This window comes from Actinomadura roseirufa (assembly GCF_900659635.1).
GTDB classification, from domain to species: domain Bacteria; phylum Actinomycetota; class Actinomycetes; order Streptosporangiales; family Streptosporangiaceae; genus Spirillospora; species Spirillospora roseirufa.
In genome coordinates this window covers 1-11,955 of the sequence record NZ_CAACVB010000234.1, presented here as the reverse complement: position 1 = coordinate 11,955, position 11,955 = coordinate 1, and the positions used below count along the sequence as shown (strand labels likewise).

Annotated in this window: 12 protein-coding genes; 8 read left to right on the top strand and 4 right to left on the bottom strand. The window is 75.3% G+C overall.

The features are described from left to right. From E1291_RS32805 to E1291_RS32795, 3 genes are all read left to right on the top strand, one after another. Nucleotides 1-1,471: Pls/PosA family non-ribosomal peptide synthetase (locus E1291_RS32805; RefSeq protein WP_370771070.1), on the top strand; the 1,471-nt coding region annotated here is incomplete at its 5' end. Nucleotides 1,472-1,502: 31 nt separating this feature from the next. Beyond that, a complete protein-coding gene (locus tag E1291_RS32800; protein WP_131741958.1) occupies nt 1,503-2,807 on the top strand; it encodes a M1 family metallopeptidase in 1,305 nt (434 codons plus the stop codon). A gap of 56 nt (nt 2,808-2,863) precedes the next feature. Beyond that, a complete protein-coding gene (locus E1291_RS32795; protein ID WP_131741957.1) occupies nt 2,864-4,954 on the top strand; it encodes a HelD family protein in 2,091 nt (696 codons plus the stop codon). Here the strand turns inward: E1291_RS32795 and E1291_RS32790 are convergent. From E1291_RS32790 to E1291_RS32775, 4 genes are all read right to left on the bottom strand, one after another. Next, the gene (locus E1291_RS32790) at nt 4,944-5,783 is read right to left on the bottom strand and encodes a 1-aminocyclopropane-1-carboxylate deaminase/D-cysteine desulfhydrase (RefSeq protein ID WP_131741956.1); all 840 of its coding nucleotides are present in this window, start codon (nt 5,781-5,783) and stop codon (nt 4,944-4,946) included. The two genes, E1291_RS32795 and E1291_RS32790, sit on opposite strands and share 11 nt — an antisense overlap. Continuing rightward, entirely contained in the window at nt 5,780-6,424 is a 645-nt protein-coding gene (locus tag E1291_RS32785; protein WP_131741955.1) for an adenylate kinase family protein, read from the bottom strand. The genes E1291_RS32790 and E1291_RS32785 overlap by 4 nt, the downstream gene beginning before the upstream one ends. 48 nt (nt 6,425-6,472) lie before the next feature. Beyond that, on the bottom strand, nt 6,473-7,030 hold the full coding sequence (locus tag E1291_RS32780) for a universal stress protein (RefSeq protein ID WP_165495391.1): 558 nt from the start codon (nt 7,028-7,030) through the stop codon (nt 6,473-6,475). A 106-nt stretch (nt 7,031-7,136) separates the two neighbouring features. Continuing rightward, nucleotides 7,137-8,528 (bottom strand): B12-binding domain-containing radical SAM protein, encoded by a 1,392-nt coding sequence (locus E1291_RS32775; RefSeq protein ID WP_131741953.1) that lies wholly within the window; start codon nt 8,526-8,528, stop codon nt 7,137-7,139. A gap of 213 nt (nt 8,529-8,741) precedes the next feature. Here E1291_RS32775 and E1291_RS32770 point away from each other — a divergent pair, with 213 nt between their 5' ends. The 5 genes from E1291_RS32770 to E1291_RS32750 form a co-directional block, all read left to right on the top strand. Then, nucleotides 8,742-9,731, top strand: a complete 990-nt coding sequence (locus E1291_RS32770; RefSeq protein WP_131741952.1) for a sigma-70 family RNA polymerase sigma factor — start codon at nt 8,742-8,744, stop codon at nt 9,729-9,731. A 140-nt stretch (nt 9,732-9,871) separates the two neighbouring features. Beyond that, nucleotides 9,872-10,237: a hypothetical protein gene (locus tag E1291_RS32765; protein ID WP_131741951.1), complete on the top strand. Its 366-nt coding sequence runs from the start codon at nt 9,872-9,874 to the stop codon at nt 10,235-10,237. Further along, a complete protein-coding gene (gene pcaH / locus E1291_RS32760) occupies nt 10,234-10,899 on the top strand; it encodes a protocatechuate 3,4-dioxygenase subunit beta (protein ID WP_131741950.1) in 666 nt (221 codons plus the stop codon). Before E1291_RS32765 ends, pcaH begins: the two co-directional genes overlap by 4 nt. Further along, nucleotides 10,899-11,435 (top strand): protocatechuate 3,4-dioxygenase subunit alpha, encoded by a 537-nt coding sequence (gene pcaG / locus E1291_RS32755; protein ID WP_131741949.1) that lies wholly within the window; start codon nt 10,899-10,901, stop codon nt 11,433-11,435. The genes pcaH and pcaG overlap by 1 nt, the downstream gene beginning before the upstream one ends. Then, a partial coding sequence (locus tag E1291_RS32750) for a lyase family protein (protein WP_242614526.1) occupies nt 11,425-11,955 on the top strand: 531 nt, incomplete at its 3' end. The genes pcaG and E1291_RS32750, both read left to right, overlap by 11 nt.

Genomic DNA, 11,955 nt, shown 5'->3' with positions numbered 1-11,955 from the left:
CTGGGCGGGCGCGCCCGCCGCCCGCCGGGGCAAGGTCCGCCGGTCCGCCGACTCCGCCCGGCCGCCGCGGTCGCGCCGCTGGTCGATGGCCTACGGGGCGTCGGCGGTCCTGCTCGGCCTGTTCCCCTTCACCGCCGTCCTGCCCGGCCTCGCCGTGCTGTGCCTCTTCATGCGCGGCACCACCACGCTCGGCGGCGCGCTGCAGGCCGCGCTGCTCGGCGTGCCCGCCGCCACGCTGGCGGGCATGGCGGCGTTCGCCGCCGCGACGCTCGCCGCCGTCCGGCTCCTCGGCGCCGGGCTGCGCGAGGGCGAGCACCCGGTGCACGGACGCCAGGCGTGGCAGGCGTGGGCGGCGAGCCGGCTGATGGGGACGGCGCGGGTGTGGCTGTTCCCGCTGTACGCCAGCATCCTCACCCCGGCCTGGCTGCGCGCCCTGGGCATGAAGGTCGGCCGGGACGTGGAGGCCTCCACCGTCCTCGCGCTGCCCGCGATGACCTCCGTCGCCGACGGGGCGTTCCTCGCCGACGACACCATGGTCACCCCCTACGAGCTCGGCGGCGGCCGGATGCGGATCGCGCGGGCCCGCATCGGCAAGCGCGCCTTCCTCGGCAACTCCGGGATGACCGGGCCCGGCCGCAAGGTCCCCAAGGGCGGCCTGATCGGCGTGCTGTCCGCCGCGCCGAAGAAGGCCAAGGCCGGCGCGTCCTACCTCGGCATGCCGCCGGTGCGGCTGCGCCGCACCGCCGACACCGCCGACCAGTCCCGCACCTACCGGCCGCCGCGCCGGCTCAAGGCGGCGCGGGCGGCGGTCGAGGCGTTCCGGATCGTCCCCGCGATGCTCACGGTCGCCGTCGGCGTGCTGTCGGCCGCCGCGCTCGAGCGGCTGGCCGCCGGCCCCGGGTGGGTCGCCGCCGTGCTGCTGTCGGGCGTCGTCGTCGCCGCCGCGGGGGTGCTCGCCGCCGCGGCCGCGACCGCCGCCAAGTGGGCGCTCGTCGGCCGGATCGGCGAGGGCGAGCGGGAGCTGTGGAGCTCCTTCGTGTGGCGCAACGAGCTGGCCGACAACTTCGTCGAGGTGCTCGCCGCGCCCTGGTTCGCCGAGCCGTGGCTCGGCACCGCGCCGCTCAACCTGTGGCTGCGCTCGCTCGGCGCGCGCATCGGCCGCGGGGTGTGGTGCGCCACCTACTGGCTGCCGGAGGCCGATCTCGTCCGGCTCGGCGACGGCGCGTGCGTGAACCAGGGATGCGTCCTGCAGACCCACCTGTTCCACGACCGGATCATGAGGGTCGACGCGGTCGTGCTGGAGCGCGGTGCGACGCTAGGCTCCAACGGAGTGGTCCTGCCCGCGGCGTCGGTCGGGGCGAACGCCACGGTCGGACCCGCGTCCCTCGTGATGCGCGGCGAGCAGCTGCCCGCCCGCACCCGGTGGCTCGGCAACCCGATCGCGGCCTGGACCCCCGACAGCGACGAGTGACCCGGAGGACCCGACCGTCGGTGGACACGGCATGAGAGCGCTCGCTGGGCGCGGGGAGGCCTCCTACTTCCCCGACCACGGCCACGACGGTTACCGCGTCGGCCACTACGACCTCGAGCTGGACTACCGGGTGGGCCCGAACCGGCTCGCCGGCACGGCACGGCTGTCGGCGTCGGCCCGCACCCGGCTCGACCGGCTCGAACTGGACTTCGGAACGTTCCGGATCGGCCGGGTGCTGGTGGACGGCCGGCCGGCGCGGTTCCGGCACCGGCGCGGCAAGCTGCACCTCACCCCGGCGCGGCCGGTCGCCGCGGGCGCCGCGTTCACCGTCGAGGTCCGCTACACCGGCAACCCGTCCCCGCTGTCCAGTCACTGGGGCGGCCTCGGCTGGGAGCAGCTCAGCGACGGCTCGATCGTCGCCGGGCAGCCGACCGGCGCGCCGTCGTGGTTCCCCTGCAACGACCGCCCGGACCACAAGGCCCGCTACCGGATCGCGGTGACCACCGCGTCGGCGTACGAGGCGGTCGCCAACGGGCGGCTCACCGGCCGGCGGCGGGTCGGCGCGAACACCACCTGGGTGTACGAGCAGGACGAGCCGATGGCGACCTACCTCGCCAGCGTGCAGGTCGGCCGCTACCAGTTCCTGGAGCTGGAGGGGCCGCTGCCCCAGCACGTCTTCTACCCCTCCGCGGCGGAGCGCCGCGTCCGGCACGACTTCGCCCGCCAGGGCGCGATGGTCGCCGCGTTCACCGAACGTTTCGGCCCCTACCCGTTCCCCTCCTACACGGTCGTCGTCGCCGACGACGAGCTGGAGATCCCCGTCGAGGCCCAGGGAATGTCGATCTTCGGGATCAACCACGTGGACGGCGCGCGGGGGAGCGAGCGGCTCGTCGCGCACGAACTGGCCCACCAGTGGTTCGGCAACAGCCTGACGCTGGCGGACTGGCGGGACATCTGGCTGCACGAGGGGTTCGCGAGCCACGCCGAGTGGCTGTGGTCGGAGGCGTCCGGCGGCGATCCCGCCGCCGCGCACGCCGCGCGCTGGCACCACCGCCTCGCCGCGCAGCCGCAGGACCTCGTCCTGGCCGACCCCGGCCCGCGGCACATCTTCGACGACCGCGTCTACAAGCGCGGGGCGCTGACCCTGCACGCGCTCCGGCGCACCGTCGGCGACGACGTGTTCTTCCGGACGCTGCGGTCGTGGACGGCCGGGTACCGGCACGGCTCCGTCACCACGGCCGCGTTCACCGCGCTCGCCTCCCACGTCGCCGGACGGTCCCTCGACGGGTTCTTCGACGCCTGGCTGCACGACAAGGCCCTGCCGCGCCTCCCTTGAGCCGGTAAGGTGGTGGGTTTCCCCTAGCCCCCTTCCGCCTCAGGAGGTCCGCGCCCATGCCCGCCGAGCCGTCGATCCTCACCGCCGAGCGCGCTCACCTGGCCGCCTCCCACGCCGCGCTGCGCCGGATGCGCGAGCACGCGGAGGGGCTGTCCGCAGACGTCGCGGCCGACTGGGTGTCGAAGCAGTTCCTGGAGTCGCTGCTGGACCAGCGGGTCGCGGCGCTCGCCGACCACCCGGACACGCCGCTGTTCTTCGGCCGGATGGACCGCGACGCCGGCGCGGACGGCGCGGGGGACGGCTCCGGGGACGCCGACGCCGATATCCCTCCGGTCATCTACGTCGGGCGGCGGCACGTGCACGACGGCCCCGAGGGACGGCCGCTCGTGCTGGACTGGCGGGCACCGGTGTCGCGGGCGTTCTACCAGGCCGGCCCGGCCGACCCGATGGGGTGGCGGCTGCGGCGCCGGTTCGGGTTCCGGGGCGGCGAGCTGACCGCCTTCGAGGACGAGCCGCTCGGCGCGTCCCTGGCGGCGCCCGGCGCCGCGCCCCCGCCGGCCTCGCGCATCCTGACCGAGGAGATCGAGCGGCCCCGCACCGGCCCGATGCGCGACATCGTCGCCACGATCCAGCCCGACCAGGACGTGATCGTTCGCGCCGGCCTGCCGCAGACGGTGTGCGTGCAGGGCGCGCCCGGCACCGGCAAGACGGCCGTCGGGCTGCACCGCGCCGCCTACCTGCTGTTCACCCACCGGGAGCGGCTGTCGAAGTCGGGGGTGCTGATCGTCGGGCCCAACCGCGCGTTTCTGGCCTACATCTCGGCGGTGCTGCCCGCGCTCGGCGAGGTCCGGGTCGAGCAGGCCACCGTCGACGACCTGCTCGGCGCGCCGTCGGGCACCGAGCCCGCCGCGGTGTCGGCGCTCAAGGGCGACGCGCGGATGGCCGGGGTCCTGCGCAGGGCGCTGTGGGCGCACGTCCGCAGGCCCGCCGAGGGGCTGCTGGTCACCCGCGGCGCGAGCCGCTACCGGCTCGCCGACCACGAGGTGCGCGAGACCGCGGCGGCGCTGCGCGGAACGACCCGCTACGGCGCCGGCCGGGCCGCGTTCGCGCAGCGGCTCGCGCACCAGATCCTGGTCCGGATGGAGCAGCGGGGCGAGGCGCCCGACGACCGCGTCCAGGATCAGGTCGCGCGCGGCCGGCCGGTCAAGCGGGTCCTCGACGAGGTGTGGCCCAAGGTCACCCCCGAGCAGGTGCTGTACCGGCTGCTGTCGGACGCCGAGTTCCTGCGCGCCGCGGCCAAGGACGACCTGGACGAGGGGGAGCGGGCGGCCCTCCTGTGGGCCGCGCCCGCCCGCTCGCACCGCTCGGCCCGGTGGAGCGCCGCCGACCGCGCGCTGCTGGACGAGCTGGCCGACCTCATCGAGCGGACGCCGTCGCTCGGGCACCTGATCGTGGACGAGGCACAGGACCTGTCGGCGATGCAGCTGCGCGCCCTCGGCCGCCGCTGCGGGACGGGTTCGGCGACCGTCCTGGGCGACCTCGCCCAGGGCACCACCCCCTGGTCGGCGCGCTCGTGGGCGGAGGTCCTGTCCCATCTCGGGCAGGAGGGGGAGGTCACCGAGCTGACGCTGGGGTTCCGGGTCCCGGGGACCGTCCTGGACTACGCGACCCGGCTCCTCCCGCACGTGGCGCCCGAGCTGGAGCGGCCGCGGTCGCTGCGCGCCGGGGAGGGCGCGCTGCAGGTGCGGCGCGTCCCGGACGTGCCGCCCGCCGCCGTCGAGGCCGTCCGCGCGGCGCTCGCCCGGCCGGGCTCGGTCGGGCTGATCGTCGCCGACGACGCGGCGGCCGGGCACGTCGCCGCGCTCGCGGCCGCCGGCCTTGACCCCGCGCTGCTCGGGCCCGGTTCGCCCGGCACCGCGCGGCTGCTGGTCGTCCCGGCGACGCTCGCCAAGGGACTGGAGTACGACCATGTGATCGTGGCCGAGCCCGCCGCGATCGCCGCCGCCGAGGAACGCGGGCTGGCGCGGCTGTACGTCGTGCTGACCCGGGCCGTCACCACGCTCACCGTCCTGCACCGGGACGACCTGCCCGCCGAGCTCGCCGGCGCCGGCACGGCCTCGCGCCGACGGCCGGGCCCTAGCCGGTGACGACCGCCAGGACGCGGCCGCCCGGCGGGAACGCGCCCCGCGCCGCCAGGGCGAAGACGCCGAACATCATCTTCGCCACGTAGATCCGGTCGAGCGCGAGGCCGTGCCGCGCGGCGAAGTCGTCGGCGAACGCGTCCAGCTCGGGGGTCCGCCTGGCGTAGCCGCCGAAGTGGAAGCCGTGCTCGACGCGCCAGTTTCCGCGGCGCCCGCCGTAGGTCTCCCGCTGGAGCCGTTCGACCTCGGCGTCCAGGAAGCCGCCGCGCAGGACGGCGAACCCCAGCGCGCGCTGGCCCGGTGCCAGCCCCGCCGCCAGCCCGGCGAGGGTGCCGCCGGTCCCGCACGGGCAGCAGACGATGTCGAACCCGGGCACCTCGGCGCCCAGCTCGGCGCAGCCGAGGACGGCGGCGGCGTTGCTGCCGCCCTCGGGCAGCAGGTGGAAGCCGCCCCAGCGCTCGCGCAGCGCGGCCAGCACGCCGGGCTCGTGCTTGCGCCGGTAGGTGCCGCGGTCCATGTAGGCGAGCCGCATGCCCTTCCGCTCGGCGTAGGCCAGCGTCGGGTTGAGCGGCAGGTGCTCCTCGCCGCGGATGATCCCGATGGTCGCGAAGCCGTGCCGGGCCCCGGCCGCCGCGGTCGCGCGGACGTGGTTGGAGTAGGCCCCGCCGAAGGTCAGGACGGTCCCCCGCTCGCGGGCGGGCGCCAGGTTGTGCTTGAGCTTGCGCCACTTGTTGCCGGGCAGCTCGGGGTGGACGAGGTCGTCGCGCTTCAGGAAGATCCGCACGCCGTGCCGGGCGGCGCGCTCGTCGTCCAGCTCCACGACGGGCGAGCTCACCGCGGCGCCGGCAGCCGGAGCCCGTCCCGGATCGTCGCCTGGACGGACTCGATCGAGGGCGTGGCGTCCACCGTCACCACGTACTCCTTGCGGCCGAACAGCTCCAGGATCGGGGTGGTCTTCGCGCGGTAGTGGCGCAGCCGCTCGGTGATCGACTCCTCGGTGTCGTCCTCCCGGGTGACCAGCTCGCCGCCGCACACGTCGCAGCGCCCCTCCTGCGTGGGGCGGTCGGCGATCAGGTTGTAGTCCATCCCGCACCGCGAGCACAGCCTGCGCGCCAGGACCCGGCGGCGCACCTCGGCGTCCGGCAGGTCGAGGTGGATCACCCCGTCGATGTCGTAGCTCTCCAGGAAGAACTCCGCCTGCCTCCGGCTGCGCGGGAACCCGTCGATGATGAACCCGTAGTTCCAGTCGTGCTGCTCCAGCCGGTCGCGCACCACGCCCTCGACGAGATCGTCGCCCACCAGCTCCCCGGCGGCCATGGTGCGCCGCACCTGAGCGCCCAGCTTGGTGTGGTTCTGCACATGCCAGCGGAAGATGTCGCCGACGCTGATGTGCACCAGGTCCAGGTCCCGTGCCAGCAGCAGCGACTGGGTCCCCTTGCCGCTGCCCTGGGCGCCGATGATCACGTACTTGCGCATGGACGAACCCTATGCGGCGCCGCGCGGGGACGGGCGGGAGCGCGGCCGTCAGCGTGGCAGGCGCAGGCGGCGGCCGAGCCGGCGGAACCGCGACCGGTCGGGAACCCGCTCGGGCGCCGCGTCCCGCGCCGTCAGGCACTCCAGCAGCGTGTCGAAGGTGGGCGGGCGCACGCACACCAGCGTCGCCCGCGCCCGCCGCGCGCAGTGCAGCCGGACCGAGGGCCGCAGCAGCCGCGAGAACGGGCCCCGGGCGCCGTGCCCGACCACGAGGATGTCGTCGTCGCCCGCCAGCCGCACCAGGGTCGCGCCCGGCTCGCCGACCAGCGCGAGCGCCGTCATGTCCACACCGTCGGGCGGGCCGTCGCAGACCTCCGCCAGCAGCCGGGCGATCAGCTCGGCGCCCGAGCCGCGCAGCGCGTCGGAGACGCCGCAGCCGAGCTGCCCGGCGGCCGAGACCTGCGGGGGCAGCGGGGCCGCGTGCGCCACCAGCAGGGGCAGCCGCCGCAGCCGGGCCTCGCCGATCGCCCAGGAGAGCGCGCAGCGGGCGCCCGCGGAGTCGTCGACCCCCACGACCACGCGGGGGCCGCCCTCCGGTCTCGCGATCACGAACCCTCCCGGTGCCGCGGACGATGTGCCCTCTAGGGTGCAGGCATACCCGTTCCGTTGGAAGTGTTTCGCGGTTCCGAGAGCAGGGTTTCGGTAAAAGCGGCGGTCAGGGCCTCCCGGCGGCCCTTTCGGCGGGCTGGGAGCCGAATCCGCCGAGGACCGATTCCAGGACGGGCAGCGCCCGCCCGGCACGCCGCGCGCGGATGATCACGTCCCAGGCGGGCTCGAACTTCTTCCAGCCCCCCGCGTAGGCGGCGTGCCGCGCCCGGCCCCGCAGGGTCGGCTTGGTCGCGGCGCCGCGCAGGATCGAGCCCCAGCGGTAGAAGTCCCGGTAGGCCCGCCGGTAGCCGTCCTCGAGCTGGCGGGCCGTCATCCGCGCGGGCCTGAAGACGACGGAGCGCGTGTCGTAGCGGTCCCAGTCCCGGTGCAGCAGCCGGTCCGCCGCCGCCATCCGCTCGAACAGCCGCGTGCCCGGATAGGGGGTCATGATGTGGAACGTGGCGGTCTCGATCCCCTGTCCGACCGCCCAGTCGACGGTCCGGTCGAAAACAGATGGCTCGTCCTGGTCCATCCCGAACACGAAGCTGCCGTTCACCATCACCCCGTGGTCGCGCAGGCGCGCGATGACCTCTCCGTAGTCGCGGTCGATGTTCTGCCATTTGCGCTGCTCGGCGAGGTTGGCGGCGTTGACCGTCTCGAACCCGACGAACAGGCTGCGCAGCCCCGCCTCGGCGGCCTTCTCCAGGAGCCCGGGGCGCAGCACCGCCTGCACCGTCGAGGCGGCCTGCCACAGCCGCCCCATCCCGCGCATCCCGTCGAACAGGGCCCCGGCGAACCTGGCGTTTCCGAAGAGATGGTCGTCGAGGAAGTACAGGTGCCGCCCGGGAAGCCGGTCGATCTCGGCCAGCGCCGCGTCGACGGTCTGGGTATAGAACGATTTACCGCCCTTGAAGAACGCCTCCTTGTAGCAGAAGTCGCACACGTGGGGGCAGCCCCGCGAGACCACGATCGAGTTCGGTACCAGGTACCGGCGCCGGTCGATCAGGTCGCGGCGGACGGGCGGGAGCGCGGCCAGCGTCCGCTCGGACGAGGCGTAGCGGTCCGCCGGGCGCCCGGCCCGCAGGTCGGCCAGGAAGCGCGGCCAGGTGTCCTCGCCGGGGCCGAGGAAGATCGTGTCGGCGTGCCGGGCGGCCTCGTCGGGCAGCGAGGTCACGTGCAGGCCGCCCAGGCACACGTGGGCTCCCCTGGCCCGGTAGAGATCGGCCAGCTCGTAGGACCGCCGCGCCGAGGTGATGTAGACCTGGATCACCACCAGGTCCGGCTCGTCGGAAAGATCCACCTTCTGGACGTGCTCGTCGGTGATGGTGACCTCGTCGCCGGGATCGAGGTACCCCGCGAGCGTGGCCAGGCCGAGCGGCGGGAACAGCGAGTACTTGATCGGCCTGAACAGCGGCGAGGTGGCCTCGGTCAGGGCGGGCAGGATCATCTTGACGCGCATGGCCGCCACGATGGCGCGCCGCCCGGGGGCGGCCCGTGGCGAACTGGTGGAGATCCGGTGAAGACGTGCCCCGGGGCGACTCCTCCGCAGGTCAAGCCCGTGTTCCGGGCGTAGGATGTGGTCTCGCACGCGTTCTGTCGGTGGCGGTCTCTACGGTCGGGAACACGAGCCGCGCCGCCCGAGCGATGCCGCCGAAGTGAAGGTGACAGCACCATGGCGAACAGCCCAGCCGACACCACCGTGGACCAGGACCGCGACTTCCAGGCCCTCGCCGACCCGTACCGGCGCGAGCTGCTCGCGCACTGCTACCGGATGCTCGGGTCCATCCACGACGCCGAGGACCTGGTGCAGGAGACCTACCTGCGCGCCTGGCGGTCCTACGAGGGATTCGAAGGACGCTCCTCGCTGCGGACGTGGCTGTACCGGATCGCCACGAACGTCTGCCTGACCGCGATCGACCAGCGGGGCAACCGGCCGATGCCGTCCGGGCTGGGCGGCCCGAGCGACGAGCCGGAGCGGCCCGTGGTGGCCTCGCCCGAGGTGCCGTGGCTGGAACCCGCCCCCGACGCCCTGCTGGGCGCCGACGCCGCCGACCCCGCCTCGATCGTCGCGGCGCGGGAGAGCACCCGGCTGGCGCTGGTCGCGGCGCTGCAGCACCTGCCCGCCAGGCAGCGGGTGGTGCTGATCCTGCGGGACGTGCTGAAGTGGCGGGCCGCCGAGGTCGCCGGGCTGCTCGACACCTCCACCGCCGCGGTCAACAGCGCGCTGCAGCGGGCCCGCGCGCAGCTGGAGGCCGCCGCGCCCGCGCGCGACGAGCAGGTGGAGCCCACCGACCCGGGCCGCCGCGAGCTTCTGGAGCGCTACGCCAGGGCGTTCGAGGAGGCCGACATCGACGCCCTGCTGGAGCTGTTCAAGCAGGACGCGGTCTGGGAGATGCCGCCCTTCCCCGAGTGGTTCGCCGGCGCCGAGGCGATCGTCCGGCTCATCAAGGCCCAGTGCGCGCCCTACCCGGGCGAACTGCGCATGGTGCCCGCCGCCGCCAACGGCCAGCCCGCGTTCGGGCTGTACCGGCGCGACGAGGAGGGTGTGCACCGCCCCTTCCAGCTCCAGGTCCTGGACGTCACCGCCGCCGGGGTCGCGCAGGTCTCGGCCTTCTTCGACGCCACCCTGTTCCCCCTGTTCGGGCTGCCCGAACGGCTCTGACGATCACCGGGCCTTCCATTGAGCGGAAACCCGCGTCCGGAACGTCCCCCGGCGGCTGTCAGGGTGGGACGTGAAGGCGGGCCCGCGGGCTCGCCGCGGGCGGCCGGTCTCCCGGCCGTCCGACCGGGAATGGGAGGCCCATGGACACGGTCGTCGCCTCGGCGGCGCGGAGCGTCGCCGGCATCGGCGACGCCGCGCCGATCCCCGGCGGCTTCGAGCCCCGCGGGGGCCCGGCGCCGCTGAGCGGGCGGCCGGGTCACCGGGACCGGACGGCCGGTCGAGCCGGGCGGGACCGAGCGGGCCGAGATCGAGCCCGACGCCGTCCGCCCGCCGAGCGTGCTCGTCCGGCGGGAGGCGGAGCCGGCGTGCTCCGCGTGACCGGGGACGGACCGGCTCCGGCCGAGACCGGTCCGGCCGAGACCGCGCCCGGTGTCACCGCGGGGGAGATCCGCGCCGCGACCGGCGCTCCGCCGGCCGAGCCCGCCGCAGAAGGGAAGACGGCATGACCCATCCACCGTATCTTTACCCCGACTACCGGAGCACGGTGCTCCGAGCCCCCGCGAGGGAGCTGGTCATGCCGAAGCTCGGCCCCGACAGCGTCGAGCTGGCGGCCCCGGTCTTCGGGCACCAGGAGCTCGGCCGGCTCGACGACGACCTGACCCGTCGGCACGCGGGCGAGCCGCTCGGGGAGCGGATCATCGTGACCGGGCGCGTCCTGGACTCCTCGCGCCGCCCGGTGCGGGGCGCGCTGGTCGAGGTCTGGCAGGCGAACGCCGCGGGCCGGTACGCCCATCTCGGCGACCAGCACCCGGCGCCGCTCGACCCGAACTTCACCGGCGCGGGGCGGTGCCTCACCGACGACGACGGCCGGTACCGGTTCGTCACGATCAAGCCCGGCGCCTACCCGTGGCGCAACCACCCCAACGCCTGGCGGCCCGCCCACATCCACTTCTCGGTGTTCGGCACCGCGTTCACCCAGCGGCTGGTCACCCAGATGTACTTCCCCGGCGACCCGCTGTTCGCCTACGACCCCATCTACCAGTCGATCCCGGACGAGCGCGACCGCGAGCGGCTGGTCTCCCGGTTCGACATGGAGACCACGCGGCCGGAGTGGGCGCTCGGCTACCAGTGGGACATCGTGCTCGGCGACACCCCGATGGAGGTCTGATGATCACCCCGTCCCAGACCGTCGGCCCGTTCTTCGGCTATGCGCTGCCCTACGCGGGCGGGCCGGAGGTCGTGCCCGCCTGGCGTCCGGACGCGATCGGCGTGCGCGGCCGGGTCCTGGACGGCGCGGGCGACCCGGTGCCGGACGCGCTGGTGGAGATCTGGCAGGCCGACGGGAACGGCGAGGTGCCCCGGCGGCCGGGCGCCCTCGCGCGCGCCGGGCACGGCTTCTCCGGCTTCGGCCGGTGCGGCACCGACGCCGGCGGCGGTTTCTGGTTCAGCACCGTCAAGCCCGGCGCGATCGGCGGCGGCGCGCCCTACATCGCCGTCCTGGTCTTCGCCCGCGGCCTGCTCAAGCCCGTGGCCACCCGGCTCTACTTCCCCGAGGACGAGGCCGCCCACGACGGCGACCCCGTGCTCGCCGAGGTCCCGGCCGAGCGCCGCGCGACGCTCGTCGCCGAGCGCGAGGACGAGCGGGCGTACCGGTTCGACGTCCGCCTGCAGGGCGACCGGGAGACGGTCTTCCTTGGCTTCTGACGAGAGCGGGCGGCCGCCGGAGGCGGTCTCGCCGGACGCGGGACTGCTGTCGCCCGTCCGGGCCGGGACGCGGGCGGAGTCCGCCACCGGCGACCACGCCTACCTGGCGGCGATGCTGGACGCCGAGGCGGCCCTGGCGCGGGCCCAGGCCGCGCTGGGGATCATCCCCGCGGACGCCGCGGCGGCGATCACCGCGGCGGCCGTGCCGGGCCGGTTCGACCTTCCCGCGCTGGCGCGGCGCGCGCGCGGCGCGGGCAACCCGGTCGTCCCGCTGGTCGCCGACCTGCGGGACCTGGCCGGGCCCGCGGCCGGGCACGTTCACCACGGCGCCACCAGCCAGGACATCGTCGACACCGCCGCCATGCTCGTCGCGGCCCGGACCAGGCGCCTCGTCCTCGCCGACCTCGACCGGTCCCTGGACGCGCTGGCCGGGCTCGCGGCGCGGTTCCGCGACACGCCGGCCGCCGCGCGGACGCTCGGCCGCCAGGCGCTGCCGACGACGTTCGGGGCCCGCGCCGCG